Below are 19950 nucleotides of genomic sequence, written 5' to 3'. Positions count from 1 at the left end.
TACGAATCCGAGGTGTCGGCGTCTAGCGGTTAGCCAAACGGAAAGTTCCTTTAGAACTAAACCAAACAACTTGTGTTTTTTTACGGCCTAGCAGCATTGGACCATCATCGAAGAACAGGAAGTTTTTCCAGTTACGCTTGAACACGCCCCACTTGGTTTCGATCACATTGTATTTTTCATAGCAAAAGTACACGGTCGTATTATCTTCCCAATCGAGAAACGACAACATCTCTTCCGGCAACTCAGGTTCATCGCTATCCCAAGCAGCTTGCCAGTCAATGTATTCCGACCAAATCTTGTCGTTATGCGCCCAATCACCTTTCTCGAAATGATCGGCATCAGGACTTTGACGGCTAACATGCTCACCCCAGATCTGGGAAGATCGCGCTTGGGTATACGGCTTGATTAGCGCCAGATCTGATTCAGCAACAGGCATGGATGCGTGGGTAAAAATCCACTTACGGGAATAGCTATCTAACTCTACGTAGTTCATGGGACGACCTAACAATTTAAGACGGGAGAAATGTACCTGAGTCGCCCCCTTTGTGCCAGCAAATATCGGAATTAAAGATTAATTACTGCACTCAACACGAGCGGTGACATACCGCCCGATGTTTTGCTGATTTATCTGACTATTTTTTCTGATCCCACAAATTACTTACCCAGCCACCTACCGCATCATCAAAATGACAATTGGTATAATGCTTTTCGGTTATTGCTGGCTCTTGTTTATTGGATTCAATCAACTTAGATATGTGGCATGCCATTGGATCACCACCGGTCGTCAAACGGCGGCGAGTCGCAACTTCTTTGATGATTTGTAAGCGATAAGCCGAGTTCATTTTCTTCATCATTACACACCTCTATTGATTGAGCCCAAATAAAAATAGGAGGCGTTAAGAAAATCGTCAAATAAAGGACTCGTAAACTTCATAAATAGCCGCTAAGGACGATTTTTGATGCCCTTATATTTCAAGGTGTTATTATCAAGTGCAAAGTCATGCTTGTTAGGTCTTAAATATCACTACCATAAGCACATGAATTATAAGAACTAATTACATCATGAAAAATTAACCCGAATGACAGAAAATATTCATTTTTAAGGGGTTAATCAATGTATACAGTGATGTTAGATTTGCTATACATCTCACCTTCAATCTGCACTCGCTCTAAATCAAACGGTACTAACACAGACACCACGAACACTGCATAGCATCCAAATAAATTTCCTGTCGGAGTTCTGAATTCTGCAACTTGAAGCCACTTGGGTATAGCCGTTACCTTAATGAGGACTTACAATCAAAAACAAATACCTATAACAACTTAGCTTATGTACAACTTAGCCACCAATCTTGAACGCAATGCCGAATTCCGTGGAAACGACACGGCACTGATATTTAACGACGAAAAAATTAACTTCAGGGCATTGGATAAAATGGTGAATGCCATTGCCAATCACCTTTGCAAACTAGGCATCAAGCCCGACGACAAAGTCGCGATCTCTTGCCCCAATATGCCCGCCTTCGTCATTGGTTATTATGCAATCCAAAAAGTAGGAGCCGTTACTGTCCCGCTGAATATTATGCTCAAAGGGCCAGAGGTGGCTTACCACCTGAACGACTCCGACGCGGTTGCCATTATTAGTTTCCAGGGCAACAGTGCCTTACCTAGCGGTGAATATTGCTTCGAAGGATTTAGCCAAACACCAAACTGCCAGCACTTTATTTCCATTGAATCTGGATGCGGTGATCCGCTCCCAGAGGGTGTCCATCGCTTCAACCAATGGCTGGAGTCAGGCAGTGATCAATTTGAAGCCATCTACCGCCGGGCAGAGGATACCTGCGTGATCCTCTACACCTCTGGTACCACTGGACGAGCCAAGGGTGCGGAGCTGAGCCAGAGTAACATGCTGTGTAATGCTCAAGCCTGCCAAGCACTAACCAACCAGAAAGGCTCGGATGTCAGCATCGCTATCTTGCCGCTATTCCATACATTCGGCCAATCACTGATCATGAACACGTCAATCCTTGCCGGTAGCGCACTGGTTCTGATCCCGCGCTTTGTACCAAAACAGGTTCTCCAGCAAATGCATCGCCACAAAGTGACCCATATGGCTGGGGTACCGACAATGTTTATGGGCTTACTCGCCTTTACCGAAAAACACGGCAGTGACGATCTCGATGAAATTGCAGCCAACCTGAAGGTGGCTATTTCCGGAGGTGCCTCGATGCCGGTTGAGATCCTTAAGCAGTTCGAAGAAAAACTCAAGGTTCCCGTCATCGAAGGCTATGGGTTGTCAGAATCATCACCGGTTGCTGCCTTCAACCATTTGGAGTATGAACGCAAGCCCGGCAGTATTGGCCAACCGTTGCCAGGCGTGGCAATGAAAGTGGTCGATGACAATGGGCAAGAGCAACCTCGCGGTAAAGAGGGTGAACTGCTGATCCGTGGCCATAACGTCATGAAGGGCTATTACAAAAAGCCGGAAGAAACCGCTCAGGCGATTGTAGATGGATGGCTACACACCGGCGATATCGTCCGGATGGATGATGACGGCTATGTGTATGTTGTCGACCGTTTGAAAGAAGTCATTATCCGGGGAGGATTCAATATTTACCCGCGGGATATTGAAGAGACCTTTATGGCTCACCCAGATGTTCAAATGATTGCGGTAATTGGGGTTCCGCATAAAACGTATGGTGAAGAAGCCAAGGCATTCGTGATCTTGAAGGAAAATGCCTCCACAACCCACAAAGAATTGGTTGCGTGGGGTAAAGAACGCTTGGCCGATTACAAATATCCACGCCAGATTGAGATTGTCGACACCCTACCAATGACGGCGACCGGTAAAATCCTCAAACGCTTGCTTAAATAGCAGCAACCTGCACACCTTGTTATTACCTGTTGGCCTGTTGATAAGACAGGCCAATTTGGCATATTACCGCTAGCCCTGCTAATTTAATTACATTGTCCAACGTCTTGTATCTTGAAGGTGTCAGTGTGCAGGTTAACCTTTTTTTGCTTTTACTGGCTTACCTTGGCATTTCCGCCTCATCCCAAAGTCATGCAGAACCTGCCCCTGCTTTTCACCAGTGTACAAAAACACTCACCTACCAGCTTTTTTTCAATAACCTAAGAATTGGCCAGATGACCCGGGTCCTACGCTGGCAGGATAAACAAGCCCAAATTAATGCCTACAGCAATATCGAAGTACTGGCGACAAAAACCCGATTCAACCAGCAAAGCAACGTCTTCTGGTCAGAAGAGCAACAAAGCTTTCTCTCCAAAGGCTTCCAGCGCGAAGTCAAAGGCTTATTGGGCGGCAAAACAGAGGTATCATTTAATGACAACGGAACATCATCCAAAGTCACCGCCGATGGGAAAGTATCTTCTTTTACCAGTGATGCCCTCCCCCTACTCGATGCCGATGCGCTAGGCAGCCAAATGAGGCTGGGGTTGATCGAAGGGAAGACGCAATTTGAATACAATCTACAAGATACAGACGATGTAAACCGTTACTACTTTCAGGTCAAAGGCAAGGAGCGGATCAACTCTAACTTCGGTAGCATCAATACCATCAGAGTTGAGCAAATTAAGAAAAGTGACAGAAAGCTTGTGATGTGGTTCTCACCGGAGGTGGACTACCAACTGGTCCGTGCCACCTATAAACGCAAAATATTGGATCTCAAAGCCGTCTTGCTCAGTAATAAAAAGGTCTGTCCCCCGACAAGTCAATTCTCACTAACCGCCGCACCGAATACCCCCTAACCCCAGTCTGTTATTTCACCTAGGAAGCCGGGCTACTTCATCGTCACTTTGCCACCTATCATTTTCAACGCCGGTGCGCCGCGTATCAGGGTGTCTCTGGCAAAGGCTTGTTCACAGTTGGGACATATTCCTTCCTGCTGAGTAAAGTCTTTAACTATCCGCTCCTTGAAGCACTTCACCAAGGCCCCCTTGCCTCCTTTGCGGTATTTGTACAACTGGGTTTTGCAGCCCGCACAATAGATGTCGACAGTTTTGGTTGGGCCTTTCTTATTCGGTTTTGCCATGGTGATGCTTTGTTCTTACCTGTGCCAGAAGTTGATCGATCCGCGCTAAATGATCATCACGGACACCCGCATGATTGCCATATTTCGGCTCGTGGCGATCATTTTCCAAAGGATGATGCCAGCCTTGGGTCGTATCGACAAATGTTTTGGCAAAAGAGCTCGATATTGATAGGCACCCAGCAAGAACCGTATCCACATAAGTCTGCATGATCGGCTGGATATGACAGGGAGGCTCATGATCCGCCTTGGTATATACCCACACCGGTAAATGGCCCTCTATCGGCTGGAGGCTCTCTAACTGAGTAGGATCAAGCTCTATACGACGGTAGCCTTTTTCTCGGTGGTCAAATTGCTGCAGCGACTTTTCATCCACTTTAACCAACACACCATTACAGACACCGTCACCGGGCGCAGCCACAAGCGGAGAAATATGGTAGGTGCTGTCGACTTTACCCCAATACCGCTGCAAACCATGGACAGTAACGGGTTGTGCTTCTTTCGCCTGCCCGGTGAGCAACCGAGAAGCGTGGTTAATCAAACTTCCGTAACCAAAAATGTACATAAACCTGTAAGTACCTCTCTAATTATTCAAACCCAAAAAAGCGCGAAAATCGCAGCCATTGATCAATAACCTCAGCCAATGTAGCACGTTTGAATACCACTTCGGTACCCGGTCTTGCTTGAGCCAAACGGGGCAAATCGACTCGGGCGACACAGCCGAGCTTGGGATACCCGCCAAGAGTTTGCCTGTCATTGAGTAAAACAATTGGCTGCCCATTGGGGGGGATCTGAATCGCACCAAGCGCAATACCTTCAGAAACAATGCCTTCGATTTCAGCGTGGACGGGCTCACCGGATAACCGGCAACCCATACGATCAGTTTCCTGACTAACAGTATAGCGACCGGCATAGAAGCGCTGTTTTTCCCTTTCGGGAAATCTCTCATGCTGATAGGACTCAATCACTCGCAACTGAATCGGGGTGCTGTAATCCGGAATAAACCGCGCTGAGGTCTGCCTAGTTATAGCCTGTTCGTGCTGAATGTGTAGCGCATCCACCGATACTTGCTTGGCTGATAAGATATCGCCTTTTTCGAGTCCCTTTCCTTGGTGAAAGCCGCCTAATTGGTTACGCGGTACTGCTGAGGCACTTCCCATAATCAAGGGCACGTCCAATCCACCTTGTATGGCTAAATATGCCCGCAATCCAGTACGGGCAAAGCCAAATACAAGCCGCTGCCCTTTTTTTACCGTAACACTTTGCCACATAGGTAAAGGGCTACCGTCTAGGGTCGGCTTCATATCGGCACCAGTAACGGCTATTTGGCCATCGTGCAAAACCTGAAATTCAGCCTGACCTAGGGTAATTTCTAGCATTGCGCTATTCGGCTTATTGGCTAACAAATAATTGGCCCAGCAATAAGCATGCAAATCAACCGCGCCGCCTTGGCTCAGTCCCTGTCCCCCAGCACCGTACCGCCCGATGTCTTGAATAAGGGTTAGCATTCCCGGGCGGATCACTTCCATTTCGGCCATATTTGCCCTCCTTGCTGTAAAAACGCTTCCTTGGAGATAGGGGTAAATTGCACCTGATCACCAACCTGAAAAGGGGTCATGGGTGATTGCTGTGGTTGAAACAAAGGTAGCGGACAATTTCCTATAATCTGCCAACCGCCAGGGGATTCATTGGGGTAAACCGCAGTCTGTTGGTTGGCAATGCCGACGCTGCCGGCTGGTATCCATTTCCTTGGTTCAACATGACGAGGGACAACAATGGTTTCATCAACTGAGGCAAGAAAAGCGAACCCCGGCGCAAAGCCGATAGCACAAACGGTATAAGTATGCTGGGAATGACGATGAATGACATCTTCAACACTTAAGCCTTTTTCCTCAGCAATCGCCTCTAAATCTGGGCCAACCTCCGCTCCGTAGTACACTGGCAGTGTAATTTGCTTGGCTTGATAATTTCCTTCCTTCTCAACACCTTCAACCGGCCCTTTCTCAAGCTGAGAAATAGATCCCACCAGCAAGCGATAGAGCTGTTCGTAACTCAGCACATCGGGGCGATATTGAATGAGTACCGAGGTATATGACGGGATAACCTCAACAATGGCGGGATGAGCCAAAGATTGAAGATGAGCGACGAACTCGCTGATCTTAGGTGTAAGCAAAAGATCAATCTGATCACCGAAGTAGACTATGGCGTTGCATTCCGATACCGCTTCAATCTTGAACATGACTAAGATCCTCAGCGAGCTGTCGAACGATCGCTATGGATTCATCGTTGTCACCGTGGACACAGACCGTATCAACGTGTAATGCCAGCGTCTTTCCGTCTATGGTAGTGACTTTGCCCTTGGCAAGCTCTGCAACTTGTTGGCGAATACGACGGCTGTCATGGTATACAGAACCAGCCTGAGTCCTCGGTACCAACAACCCATCACTGTTATATGCCCTATCCGCAAAACCTTCCAACAGTAGCTCGACGCCCAACTGTGCCGCTAGATCAGTATATTGTTGATTATCACAGCGGGCCAAAATCATTAATTTTAGCGCTGAAGTTCGGTATCGATTCAAATCAGAAACCGCATTAACTATCGCTTTAAATATCGCCTCATCAGCCATCATATCGTTATATAGCGCCCCATGAGGCTTCACATAACTCACCTCACCGCCATATAACTGGCACAGCGCATCCAACGCACCGATTTGATAAGCAACCAGACGGGTGATTGCCTCTGCACTATGGGGAATTGAGCGGCGTCCGAAACCACTTTTGTCGTCATAACCGGGGTGGGCACCAATTTCAACATTATCCTCAACGGCCAGCTGAATGGTTTTGGCCATATGATCCGGATCGGAGGCGTGAAAGCCACAGGCAATGTTAGCCATGTCAACATACGGCATCACATCGGAGTCCTTCCCCATCGTCCAACTGCCATAGCTTTCGCCCATATCACAATTGAGTTTCATATTTGCTCCCTGCTTCATACCAAACTAAGTTATTGATATTAAATCGACTCAAGTAAGTATAACAAGTGGGATAACAAATGGGATGAGGAGCGAGCAGAAAGGTAACGTGAGCGTAAGGAGAACCTGAAACGAAAAAGCCCCAGCATTTCTGCTAGGGCTTTTTCTGAATTTGGAGAGACGTGGCCGACTAGGTACACGAGGTTCCTCGTGTTAGCACATCTTCCTTAAATTTGGAGCGACACACGAGGTTCGAACTCGTGACCTCAACCTTGGCAAGGTTGCGCTCTACCAACTGAGCTAGTGTCGCAAATGGAGGCGCGTCCCGGAGTCGAACCGAGGTCCACGGATTTGCAATCCGCTGCATAGCCACTCTGCCAACGCGCCTTCAATACCTACGAGGTGTACCTCGCTGCGGTATGGGGTGCATTCTACGCATTGGAGCAATCGAGTCAATAAGAAATTAATCCAAAAATCATCAACTGGTCATTTTACATCCAAGACCCACATCAACGATGATATTTTCACCACAACCATTGGGTTGCGCTTGCTCGCCTCGGTAGCATAAACGCCATGCCCCCCAAAATTGTCATACTAGAGCGCTTGTAAATCAGCCCAGCATCTCGGAAAATAGTGAGCTTCATCACATTTAATCATCCAGAAAATCATGACTACCCTGCGCCGTATAGGCTTTATCACTCTTGCTATCAGCCTTTTACCTGCCTGCACGCCAAAACAACACCAGCCTATTACGACCGGGATCAGTTTAATTACCCAGGCACCAGCGTATTTACTGGATGAATCAAATCACTACGTACCAAACCAGACAGCAAACTGGTTCAATCACCAGTACCGTGTTGCTGCGAGAAAAGCGACAGAGAACAATGCCGCCTACATTGCTTTCTACTCCGATCAGCAACACGACAAACCGATCCTCACTCCGGCATTTTCGTATGTGACGGCTATCCTCTCCAATCAAGATCGACACGAAAGTATTGATGCTGACGCCATGGCAGACCAAGCCATTCTTGCCAGTAATATTGACTTTGGCATAGCACAGTCAGGTAATGACATCTTTGCCTATAACCCAAACAAGGCCCGTGCCGAAGCTTACATCCAAAAGGAAAACACCGAATCTATCGCCTACCTGTCTTTGATCAGGCAAACGCACTCTGACCAAGACGCACCGCTTGCCCACGATCTCGCGGTACTGGCTCATTCTGTTGATAGATTGGCGACTCAGGGGCAGAATAAAATCGTCCTACTCAGCCAATATGACACTCAGTACAACTCACTGATAGCCAATAAAGTGAAGGGACTGGACGTCATTATTAGTGCTGGCGCGTCCAGTGATATTGAAATGGAAAACCACACCTGTCTAGCAACATTTGAACATACCCAGATAAACTGGCAGACCTTGTTTATGACATTTGATTCAGAAGGACATATCTTACAGTGTCGGTTTTAGCTGATCACCACACAGTGCCTTCTTAGCATCTCTATCGTCTTTATGGGAATAGCCCCATCCGTTATCACCTTATCAAACTCTTGAAGCTTGGCTACCTGATGGAAAGAGAACTTATTGAACTTCTGACCTTCAGCAATAAGGTAACGTCTTTTGGCTTTCTTCATCACTGTGCGTTTTATCATGGCGTTGATTGCATGGGGCGCTGTTACCCCGTGAACTAAATCAAAGCAATTTGTCGATATGAAGGCGACATCAAAACGGTATTCCATCAATTGTGACATAGCAATATCACCAGTCGTGAATTCACAGCTACTTGTCATTTCGCCGCCAATCAGGGTGGTATTGCAACGCTGGAAGTCCTTCAAATAGAAAGCAACATTAATATCAATGGTTACTACATTAATATCCATCTCACACAGGGATTTGGCGACAGACAACGCTGTCTGACCACTATCAAGATAGACAGTATCCCCAGGGTTAATCATTGCTGTCGCATTACTCACCAAATCAGCAGGAACTAGGCTCTTCCTCCCCCCTCTTGCGCTAACAAAAGCATCTATCGTGACGCCACCGTGAGTCCTTGTAATATTAGGGTACATATCTGACATTGCAGCGACATTTCGACGCACTGTGCTTGGTGAGATATACAACAGTTCGCTCAACTCTTGGATGCTAACGGAAGAGCGTTCATTTAAGATTCGGTGTATCTCTTCCCGATGTTTTAATGTCTGTTTGTGTGACGGCATATGGCTCCTACGTTAATATCGGTTAGGCGCTTTGGTAAAGAACTCCATTACCTTAACCAAAGTATCTTCATCACCATGACTTCCGGCTTTAGTGGCAATCAATGTTCCCTCAATACCTTCCAAATATCCAACAGGGATACAGGGTAAAATTTCACCTTTGATTGAATAGCATTTGCTACCAAGCGAGGCTGCACAGGATATTGCGATATCTCCCCCGGTGAATAAGATCCCTGATAAGTTGATACGATGTGCGATTGCTGAAGCCAAATTGCCCAAAAAGCCTGAAATGAAACTTCCGAACTCTGAACGGGAAAGGCCATATAATGTGCAGTTTGCATCAACATCAAAACGATCTTGTTCTGATTTTGCCGATTGGATTATACAGTTACGCCCATCATCCAAAATTGACATAACCCCAGCAAGGCATTGATCTAAGTAATCCTGCTCTGTCATGATCTGGTGAATATTCACAAAGTAAACGGTCGCTGTATCTTGTTCGACAGCATAGTTCGCCTGGCTTATTGTTACTGGGCTCATGGTGCCAGCGATAACGAGGCTTGGCTTTACAAAGTCAGGAAGGTAGACCGTTGGAGGGAGATGAGACGCAAGCCCTGAAGATCCAATTAAGATCCCGCCGTCCATTGTTTCAGCTATTGTCTGACCGATATAAGATAAGTCCTCATTCGTCTTGGCATCGACGACTATGATAGCGAATTCGCTGTCCTCTTTTTGTGCTGTCAAAATCGCATTTCGTAAATCGTATTTGCTAATCGAATGGACATCAATATCGGTTTGTACCGCAATGATGTCACTGATTATATCGCTCTTCACTGGTGTTTTGGGGTCAGTGGCAAATTCACTTTTCGTTACCCCTAACCCTCTGTACAAACACTTGCCTCCCTCAATCGTTCGAGACTTACTAGGTAGTGCGTTACAAAGCACAGCAAAGTTAAACTGCGTTGCCTCAAGAAGCGCTTCAATCTCCGCCCCTATATTTCCACGAAAGGTCGCATCAATCTTCTTATAAATATAAGTGTCTTTGGTGATCTCACTATGCTCGACCACCTTCTTGATTGCTCGCTTTGCCGCTACAGTACACATACTACGGCTATCGGTGTTATGCACCACAATGTCGCTTTCAAACAGCACTTTACTGTCAGTTAGCGAAACATCAACACTGCAGCCTTGATTATAAAATTGCATACCAGTGTCATTTGCACCGGTAAAATCATCTGCAATCACAATGAATGAATCCATTTTAACTCCCACTGGTAATGGCAGGCATTGCCTGCCTTACACAACTAGTTTGAAATTTATATATGAGAAAAACCTTTAACTGTAATAATGATGCCGAGAATAAGAATGGTGAAATTCATTATTTTCTTAACATCAAATTGGTTTCGTTGAACATAATCAAATAATCGCATTCCTATCAGGCCACCAGCTAGCATTGCTGGAATTGACCAAGCAGTAATAACCCCAACCTCGTGAGTGATTACACCATTCGAAAATAGCTTGAAGATGACAGTTAGCATCGCCATGAAAAAGTAAAAGTTTGTGGTTGCCTTTATTTTCTCTGCACTCACTTTCAAGCAGTTCATATAGGTAACAATCGGTGGTCCAGACTCGCCAGCACCGGCACCTAGTACGCCCGATAGCAAACCACACACCATTGCTGAAAATGTATTATCTTTCACTCGTATAGGGCGGTTAATCAACGTTGAGCCACCAACAAAAATAAGAATGATCCCCATCGCCAAAAGAATATATCCAGACTCGACATTTTTAAGTAATTCACCACCGAACTGGATACCAACTATTGCTGGGATATAAAGAATAAACGCCAATTTAAAGTTGATATGCTGGCGCATTTTAAGACAAACAGGAATAGTAATTAGCCAACCAAACACTGTCGCAATGGGTATCGCCAATTTGACATCCAAAAACAAGGATAGAAGCGGGACTGACACCATTCCCAGCCCAAAACCGACCATACCCTGAACAAAACTACCCAGAAATAATGTTCCGGCAGCTAACGCAATGATATAGGGCATTATATTTGGCTCCATTGTTAATTAAGAAGAGTGGGTATTTTAATTAACCGGAATACTGATGTAGTTGATCGTGAGAGCTCGATATGAGCAGATAAAACCAGCAGTGATCAAGCGCATGAAAATAGGCGTAACGCCAAGGGATAACGTGAGGCACGTCACAAAAAGTCGTTCATATTCCACGGGAGAGGTCGAAAGCATTAATGAAGAAAATATATAAGCACCAAAAGATTCATCTATCACCTCTCCAAATGCGCAAATAGATACTCATCTGATTGCTCAATAAAAAGGCCGTCTTTCAGACGGCCTTAACGGGTAATTCGATGCTTTGCCGATAGACTTAGCTAACCGACCACTGCGACAGTGAACGTTTGAAATCGTCGTAGCCAAATTCGTTGAGCATTTGGATATCGCCATTACCGCGCTCGCAGTAGATTGACGGCATCTTCAGACCATTAAACCAATTCAGTTTCACCATGGTGTAGCCTGCACTGTCCATGATATGTAACTTCTGGCCAATTTGCAGCGGCTGATCAAAATTAGCCACACAGAACTGATCACCGGCCAAACATGAACATGATCCGATCACGTATTCGTGCTCACCGTTGTCTGATGCTTCAAAAACAGAAGCTGGCTCGTCATAAATCAGCGTATCTAGACGGTGTGCTTCTGTCGCTGAGTCAACGATGGCTGTTTTCTTAACATTTTCAACGATGTCGACGACAGTCACCACAAGGTCTGTGGTTTTGGTAATAATGGCTTCACCCGGCTCAAGGTATAGCTGAACGCCGTGTTTTTCTGAGAAGGCTTTCAGGGCTTGTGCCAGCTTCTCGATGTCATAACCCGGCCAAGTAAAGAACACGCCGCCGCCAAGGCTTACCCAATCAAGCTTGTCTAGGTGGCTACCGAACTGCTCAGAGATAGCATCAAGCAAGCCGATGAAAGCATCTACGTCTTTGTTCTCACAGTTCATGTGGAACATCACACCATCAAGATCTTCAAAGACTTCTGGTTTGATGTGATCAGCCTGTACCCCCAGACGAGAATACTGGCGGGCTGGGTTTGCCAAATCTTGTCCAGCATAGCTAACACCTGGGTTAAGGCGTAAACCTAGCGATGCTTTGCCTTCAACGATATGGCGGTGAGCAGCTAGCTGGCTCTGTGAATTGAAGATCACCTTATCGCAGATTTCTGCCACTTCACGGACGTCATCTTCGCTGTAACCCACACTGTAAGCATGCGTTTCGCCACCGAAGGTTTCGTAGCCAAGTTTCACTTCAAACGGGCCGCTGCTGGTTGTACCGTCTAGGTATGGCTTGATGATGTCAAACACGCCCCACGTCGAGAAGCACTTCAGGGCCAATACCAGTTTTACACCCGAAAGCTCTTTGAGCAGCTTGGCTTTTTCCAAGTTGGCAATCAGCTTATCTTCATTGATCATGAAGTAAGGTGTTTTCAATTCTTCTTTCTTAAATGTCATTGTTCTGTTCCGCGTTCAGGTTTGTCTGCCTGATAGTTGCTTGAGATATTTCTCTGCTTGGTAACTCACTGCGTTCAGACAGGACAAAGCAGAGAAATATCCCAAGCAACAACCAATCTATGTATCCAAACCGAATCAATCGCACTAAGAAGGGAGCAGTCGCTGCTCCCTTCTGTTCTTACTTTCTATCTATTTTGAATAGAACTCGCAGGATTTCGAGACAACACTTGGCAACCTCTAAGTCACTACAAATAAGATGCTGAGCGCCGGTGTTTCTCTTCAGGGCTAGGAGGAAGCACGGAGTTTATAAACATAAATGAGTACTTCCGACACCGCCATGGAGAGAAACAACCAGCTCAGGGCCTTATTTCAGGATTTTGATGTCAGGTTGGCCGACCTCTAGTTCCTGAACATGCCAATCAAGACCGATTTCAGGCATGGTTTCTAGGAACGGATCTGGGTCCAACTGCTCCATGTTAAACACGCCTTTGTCTGCCCACTTGCCACGGAAGAACTGAAGTGCTGCAGTGATCGCTGGTACACCTGTGGTGTAAGAGATCGCTTGGTGCTCAACGTCTTCATAAGCGACTTCGTGATCTGCATTGTTGTAGATGAATACAGAGCGCTCTTTGCCGTCTTTCTTACCTTGTACCCAAGTACCGATACACGTTAGGCCTGTATAGCCCGGTGCTAGTGACGTTGGATCCGGTAGCAGCGCTTTAAGAACGTGCAGTGGCTGAACCACAGTGCCATCGTGCAGTGTTAGCGGATCAGGGCTTAGTAGGCCGATGTCACGCATGCAATTGAAGTAGTTCAGGTATTTGTCACCAAAGCCCATCCAAAATTCAATACGCTTGGCTGGGATGAACTCTTTCATTGAGCGAACTTCATCGTGCGCCATTGAGTAAACTTTGTGTGTGCCACAGTTCGGGAAATCAAACTCAAGCATACGTGAGTGACACGGTACTTGTTTCCACTCTTCGTTTTCCCAGTAGAATGAATCGCCTTGGATTTCCAACATGTTGGTTTCTGGATCGAAGTTGGTGGCGAATTTCTTGCCGTGGTCACCGGCATTAACGTCCATTACGTCAATCGTGTCGATTTCATCGAACAGGTGCTTAACCGCGTAGGCTGCAAATACAGACACGACGCCCGGATCGAAACCTGCGCCTAGGATACCAGTGATACCCGCTGCTTCGAACTTCTCACGGTAACCCCACTGCCAATCGTACGCCTGAGGCACTTGCTGGCCTTCAGAGCATAGATCTACCGCGACAGATGTATCAAGGTAAGACACTTTCGCTTGGTAACACGCTTCCATGATGGTCATGTTTACCCAAGGAGGACCAGCATTGATCACAAGATCAGGCTGAACTTCTTTAATCAGTGCGACTAGCGCGTCGACGTCATCGGCATTAACCGCACGAGCTTCTAGTTTCTTTGATGGGTCTTTCAAGTTGTTCTTTTTGTTGATCGACTCAATGATTTTCTCACACTTACCAATCGTGCGTGACGCAATCGTGATATCACCAAGAACTTCGTTATTTTGAGCTGCTTTGTGCGCAACTACCCAGCCAACACCACCAGCACCAATCTGTAGAATTGCCATTCTTCTTTATTCCATAATTAAATGAGTAAGTATTCCGGCACAGCCACTTGCCAGCTGTGCCGTACCTGTTTGTTAACCTAGTTTGCGTTCTGCTTTTGCCGCAATCAGGTTGATTTCTTTTAGTAATGATTCAAAGTCAGACAGGGTCAGACACGGGTTCAAAATCGTAAATTTCAGGGCTACATTGCCATCTACCACGGTTTCACCCAGTACTGCCTTGCCTTCAACAAGTGCATCAATGCGTAATTGTTTGTTAATTCCATCTAGTACCGACTCATCATTGTTACCGATGTAACGGAACAACACAGTTGATAGAGCCGGATCAGCCAACAGCTCAAATTCTGCCGACTGGTTAATCATGTCTGCGACCAGTTGTGTTTGGTTCAGAAGGTGATCATACATCGCACCCAATGCCTGAGGCCCCACACACTGCATTGTCATCAACACTTTCAAAGCATCAAAACGCTTAGTGGTCGCAATCGACTTATCGACCAAGTTTGGCAGCAAATCGTCCTCACGGTTCAAGTAATCTGCATGGTGAAGCAGATACTTGAAGTTTTCTTTGTCTTTAACAAGAACTGCACCGCAACTGATTGGCTGATAGAACAGCTTGTGGAAGTCGACACTGACCGAGTCGGCCTTCTCAATACCGTGCAGGCGAGTTTTATGACGGCTAAGGATCAATGCGCCACCATAAGCGCCATCAACGTGTAGCCATAGGTTATGCTGTTTAGCAACATCTGCCATGCCTGTCAGATCATCAATTGCACCGTGGTCAGTGGTACCCGCGGTACCGACCATAGCAAACGGCAACAGGCCATCGTTTTTAAGCGTTTCAATGGTATTGACCAAAGAAGCCAGTTTGATCGTACCGTCAGGGTTGGTATCGACAGTAACAACTGCATTTTCACCCAGCCCCATTAGCGATGCTGATTTTTGAACCGTGAAGTGCGATTTCTTCGAGCACAAGATACGAAGCTTACCGGCGTAATCCGGCAGACCTTGCTTCTGGATATTGTGACCAGAAATCGTATCAGCTGCCCAATCACGTGCCAGTAACAAGCCCATAAGGTTTGACTGTGTACCACCACTGGTGAACACGCCGTCCGCCTGGTTGCCTAGCTGGTATAGTTCGCATAGCCAATCGACCACTTTCTGCTCAACGAATGTTGCTGCACTTGCCTGATCCCAAGAATCCATAGACTGGTTCAGGGCAGCAATAAAGGCTTCTGCCGCAACAGCAGGAAGCAATGGCGGTGTGTGGAGGTGGGCGATACAGTGCGGATGCTGGACCATGATAGAGTTCTTGGCGATCAGCTCGCCGGTTTGCTCAATCACCAAGTCCAGTGGCATTTGCTGGTTATCAAGATCAATGTTGTTGATCAGGGTTTTCAGCTGCTGCGGATCCATACCCGAGTACGGTGTTTCTGTATTCTCAAAAACATGCTTCAGTACACGTGTGGTTTGGTTCAGTGCCGCTTCGAAGGTATCCGCACCGCCTTTACCGGTATGGATGAAGTGCAGTCGCCAATCCGCAACGTCAGCAACAACAGACTCTTTTACCTTTGATGGGCCAGCCGTTGCCATTATCGCTTTGCTCATTGTATCAATGGCAAAATCCAACTGCTCATAAGAGATAATCAGTGGCGGAAGGAAGCGCAATACAGAGCCTTGGCGGCCACCTTTTTCGATAATCAGGCCACGCTCTAGCGCTGCACGTTGAATCGCGATGGTCAACTCTGGATCAGCCTCTGGTTCGCCGAACTTGTTCTTCGAACCGTCTGTCTTGCAGATCTCCATACCCAGCATTAACCCTTTACCGCGCACTTCTGCGATACAGTCAGTATATTGGGCAATACGCTCCAAGCCTTCACGTAAGTATTGACCCGCTTTTTGAGCATGTTCAACCAAGTTATCACGCTGGATAATTTCTAGAGCTTTAGCGCCTGTCGCCATTGCCAGTTGGTTACCACGGAAGGTACCGGTATGTTCACCCGGTTTCCAGGTATCAATTGACTTATCGAAGATAAGTACCGACATCGGCAAACCACCACCTACCGCTTTCGATAGACACAGAATGTCAGGAGTAATACCTGACTCTTCAAAGGCAAAGTTAGAGCCGGTCTTACCAATACCACACTGGATCTCATCAAAGATCAGCAAGATACCGTGCTCTTGAGTAATGCGGCGCAGTTCACGCAACCAGAATGCAGGTGCTGGGATCACCCCTCCCTCACCTTGAACGGGCTCAACGATGATTGCTGCAGGCTTTTGCACACCACTCTCATCGTCATTTAACATACGCTCAATGTAACGAAGTGTCTGCTTGGCACCCTCATCACCGTGCATACCAAACGGGCAGCGTAAGCTGTATGGGAAAGGTAGGAAATGAACATCAGCCATCAGGCCTTGGCGGCGGGCTTTGGTGCCCAGGTTGCCCATCATCGCCATGGTACCGTTAGTCATTCCATGATACGCACCGTGGAAGGCTGCCATGGTATTACGGCCAGTGGTTTGTTTAGCGAGTTTGATTGCAGCTTCTACCGCATCCGCACCTGATGGTCCGCAGAACTGAATACGGGCATTTTTCGCAAATTCATCAGGAAGGAAGTTCATCAACTCCTTAATGAATTTGTCTTTAACTGGCGTTGTGATATCCAGCGTCTGGTATGGCAAGCCGGCATGTAGCTGATCAATAATGGCCTGGTTAATTTCAGGGTGGTTATAGCCCATTGCCAATGTACCTGCACCTGCTAGGCAATCCAGAAACAGTTGACCACGGCTGTCTTCGACCAGCGCTCCTGAAGCCTTGGCAATAGCCAATGGCAAGCGACGTGGGTACGAGCGCACTTCGGATTCATAATGCTCTTGACTAAGCAGTAACTCATCAGGCGTTAAATCATAAACATCATGTACAACAGGTACATTCGAAGCGAGTTTTAGCTCATCAAGGTCAAACACATTACTCATGTTCTTTTCCATTTGAAACACCACACCCCTTGTTATTCTTTCCATTGATATCAATGTCAAAAGTGATTTTTGCTCAGCACTACAAACACCACCCAGTAAATGGTGATGTAAATGATGTGAACTGGAGAAAGTATCAAGGCTCGGTGCAGTTGCATCTTTCATAGATGCATTGACTATAGATAACCGATTGCTTGCGCTCTCGGCGGACCGAAAACCAACTGATTACCAAGACAAACGTTTGCCTAAATGCCTGCCGATAGAAAGCGACAGCATGTGATCAGAAAGTTAAATACCAGTGATTGTGATCGGGACGATCAAGGCTCAGTAATAATACTGCAATTGGGTAAGACAAAGCTGATGAGAGTAATAAGAGTAAAAGTATTCACTGTTGGGTTCCTTCAATATGCGCCTGTGTTATACCTACAGGACCGCATTATTAATGCCCTTCTACTAACCCTAATAGGTTAGTACCTACGGCGCATCAAGTGGCAATCAGCCCGAATACCTCTTGATACAATGTGCCTCAGAAATCTGCTGCTGAGATTGCGCAGAAAAGTAACACACCAGAAATGTGTATGCCAGAAATATTTAATTGAATTATGTGTCAAAACTTAACTTTATGATCGACGACTACAAAAAGCCCCCACTCCGGATGAATTAACCAATAAGATCAAATAAAGCAAAAGAACATGAAGCCGCTCAACATAACATCCAGTTTCATATGCTAGTGTTATAGCAGTTTAATGCTACCACCGAGGATCACTTATGAGGCACATTATTCTATTCCGCCCACCAGCAGGGGCTCACCCCTGATTTCCACCAGCTGCTAACGGTCTGTTCAGCAACTACTTTTCAACCACCAAACACCACCTGCTCCTTTCTATTCCCGATCCCGGCCCACCTATTGATTTCTGTTCACCTTTCTCCAATGCAGTATTCAAATACAAGGAATGATTATGGAAATCTTATTGGGTGTCGCAGCCCTTCTGGCTGCACTCTGCCTTTTTTCATTGTTTAGCTTCAAAGCCCCCAACGGCAGTGCTGCGATGAGTGGCCTCGCCGATGCCGCTATCGCTACTTTTCTGGTGGAAGCCATACATAAATACGTAATGGGTAACCTTTTGGGCATTAGCTACCTAGCCGATTTCGGGAATATGGTTGGCGGAATGGGTGGGATCGCCGCGGCTACCTTGGTCATGCTACGTATGGGTGTCCAACCTGTCTATGCCATCGTTACCGGCCTTGCAATGGCAAACCTGGGGATCCTTGAAGGGTTCATTGTCGGCTACCTGTTCTCGTTCGCCGCTCCACTGTTCAAGAAATACCTGCCTGAAGGCGTAGATGTGATCTTGGGTGTACTCACCCTCGCGCCACTAGCCCGCTTAGTCGGTATCTTTATCAGCCCAGGATTGGAAGTCTTGATGGGAACACTGGCCAGCATGATCACAGAAGCAACACTGCTATCGCCAATCGCGATGGGCTTCCTACTTGGCGGCTTGATCAAAATGGTCTGTACTTCACCGTTAAGCTCGATGGCATTAACCGCTATGCTGGGCTTAACCGGCCTGCCCATGGGGATCGCAGCCATTGCCTGTGTCGGTGGGTCATTTACCAATGGCTATATCTTCCACTCTCTAAAACTGGGTAAATCGAGCAACACCATCAGTGTTATGCTGGAACCCCTAACCCAAGCCCATATAGTAACCAGAAATCCAGTCCCTATTTTTATGTCGAACTTTATCGGGGGCGCTTTAGCTGGGGTCATTGCCGCTTATTTCGGAATCGTTAACGATGCGCCAGGGAGTGCAGCGCCAATCCCAGGGTTATTGGCATCGATAGCCTTCAATGAGCCTCACACCTTGCTGATGGCAACCTTTGCGGCAGCCATCGCCGGCTTGGTGGGCGGTATTCTCGGAAACCGCATATATAACAAGCTACTGGCTGAACGCGTGCCGCTTCAACGCTTTGCTAACGGCTAACAACAAAAAAGCCCGTTGAAGACATACGGTTCAGTCGGTATGTCGTTAGCGGGCGTTTAGATAATAGCGGCAATAGAGTTAAACGACTGGAGTAATAAAGGGGCTATCTCTGGTTACCTACAGCTATAGGTCCTTTGCTAGTAATGCCTAACATATATGCAACTTCACACTTCAAGCAGTTACAGATCCGGTAAAGCGTTGATAACTTAATATCTGACTTACTTGATTCAATATCAATATAGGTTCTTCTAGAAACATTGATGCATTTAGCAACCTGAATTTGTGTTTTTCCACGAAATTCTCTGAGGGTCTTGATTCTATGGGCTAAGAACTCAGGTTCATAATCATTATTAAGCTGCATCTATCCTTACCGATTTATTCAAAATACTTTCAACCTCACTGTTAAAAAGTAATAAAAAGCCATTATGATAGGCTTATCAAACTAAAAGCATAAAAATACTTAATAGTAGAGAATTATACATCCATATTAAATATATGTAAATTATTCAACCAATTTCAGCGGTTTATCATTCATTTCGTTCGTATCTCAACTGAGCACTAAATGAGCAATCAAACACCCAGAAAAGAATTTTTTCTTATTAAAAAAGGCAAGTGTATCATTTTTA

Annotated in this window: 18 protein-coding genes and 2 tRNA genes; 4 read left to right on the top strand and 16 right to left on the bottom strand. The window is 46.4% G+C overall.

Annotation, left to right across the window (positions count from 1 at the left end; all coding sequences use genetic code 11):
* Window positions 1–22: 22 nt before the first annotated feature.
* Both L4D79_RS12705 and L4D79_RS12700 read right to left on the bottom strand, forming a co-directional pair.
* The gene (locus tag L4D79_RS12705; RefSeq protein ID WP_428651936.1) at window positions 23–493 is read right to left on the bottom strand and encodes a DUF2947 domain-containing protein; all 471 of its coding nucleotides are present in this window, start codon (window positions 491–493) and stop codon (window positions 23–25) included.
* Window positions 494–632: 139 nt separating this feature from the next.
* Window positions 633–854, bottom strand: a complete 222-nt coding sequence (locus tag L4D79_RS12700) for a hypothetical protein (protein WP_428651935.1) — start codon at window positions 852–854, stop codon at window positions 633–635.
* Between the two features lie 476 nt (window positions 855–1330).
* Between L4D79_RS12700 and L4D79_RS12695 the strand changes: the two genes are divergently transcribed.
* Together L4D79_RS12695 and L4D79_RS12690 are read left to right on the top strand one after the other, a co-directional pair.
* Window positions 1331–2875 carry a long-chain-fatty-acid--CoA ligase gene (locus L4D79_RS12695; protein WP_428651934.1) on the top strand — a complete coding sequence of 515 codons (1545 nt, stop codon included), beginning with the start codon at window positions 1331–1333 and terminating at the stop codon, window positions 2873–2875.
* Between the two features lie 125 nt (window positions 2876–3000).
* Entirely contained in the window at window positions 3001–3768 is a 768-nt protein-coding gene (locus L4D79_RS12690) for a DUF3108 domain-containing protein (RefSeq protein WP_428651933.1), read from the top strand.
* 32 nt (window positions 3769–3800) lie between these two features.
* Here L4D79_RS12690 and L4D79_RS12685 read toward each other — a convergent pair whose 3' ends face one another.
* The 7 genes from L4D79_RS12685 to L4D79_RS12655 form a co-directional block, all read right to left on the bottom strand.
* Complete coding sequence (locus L4D79_RS12685) at window positions 3801–4052, bottom strand: hypothetical protein (protein ID WP_428651932.1); 252 nt, start codon at window positions 4050–4052, stop codon at window positions 3801–3803.
* Window positions 4036–4614, bottom strand: a complete 579-nt coding sequence (locus tag L4D79_RS12680) for a gamma-glutamylcyclotransferase family protein (RefSeq protein ID WP_428651931.1) — start codon at window positions 4612–4614, stop codon at window positions 4036–4038. Before L4D79_RS12680 ends, L4D79_RS12685 begins: the two co-directional genes overlap by 17 nt.
* Before the next feature lie 22 nt (window positions 4615–4636).
* The gene (locus L4D79_RS12675) at window positions 4637–5587 is read right to left on the bottom strand and encodes a 5-oxoprolinase subunit C family protein (RefSeq protein ID WP_428651930.1); all 951 of its coding nucleotides are present in this window, start codon (window positions 5585–5587) and stop codon (window positions 4637–4639) included.
* Window positions 5569–6288, bottom strand: a complete 720-nt coding sequence (pxpB, locus tag L4D79_RS12670) for a 5-oxoprolinase subunit PxpB (protein WP_428651929.1) — start codon at window positions 6286–6288, stop codon at window positions 5569–5571. Before pxpB ends, L4D79_RS12675 begins: the two co-directional genes overlap by 19 nt.
* On the bottom strand, window positions 6275–7024 hold the full coding sequence (locus tag L4D79_RS12665) for a 5-oxoprolinase subunit PxpA (protein ID WP_428651928.1): 750 nt from the start codon (window positions 7022–7024) through the stop codon (window positions 6275–6277). Before L4D79_RS12665 ends, pxpB begins: the two co-directional genes overlap by 14 nt.
* 231 nt (window positions 7025–7255) lie before the next feature.
* Window positions 7256–7331 (bottom strand) — tRNA-Gly (locus L4D79_RS12660).
* Between the two features lie 3 nt (window positions 7332–7334).
* A tRNA-Cys gene (locus tag L4D79_RS12655) sits at window positions 7335–7408 on the bottom strand.
* A gap of 280 nt (window positions 7409–7688) precedes the next feature.
* Here L4D79_RS12655 and L4D79_RS12650 point away from each other — a divergent pair.
* The gene (locus L4D79_RS12650) at window positions 7689–8489 is read left to right on the top strand and encodes a bifunctional UDP-sugar hydrolase/5'-nucleotidase (RefSeq protein WP_428651927.1); all 801 of its coding nucleotides are present in this window, start codon (window positions 7689–7691) and stop codon (window positions 8487–8489) included.
* Here the strand turns inward: L4D79_RS12650 and L4D79_RS12645 are convergent.
* The 6 genes from L4D79_RS12645 to L4D79_RS12620 form a co-directional block, all read right to left on the bottom strand.
* Complete coding sequence (locus L4D79_RS12645; RefSeq protein ID WP_428651926.1) at window positions 8486–9235, bottom strand: DeoR/GlpR family DNA-binding transcription regulator; 750 nt, start codon at window positions 9233–9235, stop codon at window positions 8486–8488. The two genes, L4D79_RS12650 and L4D79_RS12645, sit on opposite strands and share 4 nt — an antisense overlap.
* Before the next feature lie 12 nt (window positions 9236–9247).
* On the bottom strand, window positions 9248–10492 hold the full coding sequence (locus L4D79_RS12640; RefSeq protein ID WP_428651925.1) for a four-carbon acid sugar kinase family protein: 1245 nt from the start codon (window positions 10490–10492) through the stop codon (window positions 9248–9250).
* Window positions 10493–10548: 56 nt separating this feature from the next.
* On the bottom strand, window positions 10549–11289 hold the full coding sequence (locus L4D79_RS12635) for a sulfite exporter TauE/SafE family protein (RefSeq protein ID WP_428651924.1): 741 nt from the start codon (window positions 11287–11289) through the stop codon (window positions 10549–10551).
* Window positions 11290–11626: 337 nt separating this feature from the next.
* On the bottom strand, window positions 11627–12766 hold the full coding sequence (gene nspC / locus L4D79_RS12630) for a carboxynorspermidine decarboxylase (protein WP_428651923.1): 1140 nt from the start codon (window positions 12764–12766) through the stop codon (window positions 11627–11629).
* 364 nt (window positions 12767–13130) lie between these two features.
* Window positions 13131–14375 (bottom strand): carboxynorspermidine synthase, encoded by a 1245-nt coding sequence (locus tag L4D79_RS12625; protein ID WP_428651922.1) that lies wholly within the window; start codon window positions 14373–14375, stop codon window positions 13131–13133.
* Between the two features lie 72 nt (window positions 14376–14447).
* Entirely contained in the window at window positions 14448–17357 is a 2910-nt protein-coding gene (locus L4D79_RS12620) for a pyridoxal phosphate-dependent class III aminotransferase (RefSeq protein WP_428651921.1), read from the bottom strand.
* A gap of 944 nt (window positions 17358–18301) precedes the next feature.
* On the opposite strand from L4D79_RS12620, the gene L4D79_RS12615 reads away from it, so the two are divergent.
* Complete coding sequence (locus L4D79_RS12615; RefSeq protein ID WP_428651920.1) at window positions 18302–19324, top strand: PTS sugar transporter subunit IIC; 1023 nt, start codon at window positions 18302–18304, stop codon at window positions 19322–19324.
* Between the two features lie 103 nt (window positions 19325–19427).
* On the opposite strand, the gene L4D79_RS12610 is transcribed toward L4D79_RS12615, so the two are convergent.
* Window positions 19428–19685 (bottom strand): helix-turn-helix transcriptional regulator, encoded by a 258-nt coding sequence (locus L4D79_RS12610; protein ID WP_428651919.1) that lies wholly within the window; start codon window positions 19683–19685, stop codon window positions 19428–19430.
* Window positions 19686–19950: the final 265 nt, after the last annotated feature.

This window comes from Photobacterium satsumensis, from assembly GCF_050336935.1.
Taxonomy (GTDB): Bacteria; Pseudomonadota; Gammaproteobacteria; order Enterobacterales; family Vibrionaceae; genus Photobacterium; species Photobacterium satsumensis.
Note: the sequence above shows the minus strand (reverse complement) of the source record. Positions and strands in the feature narration are given on the sequence as shown.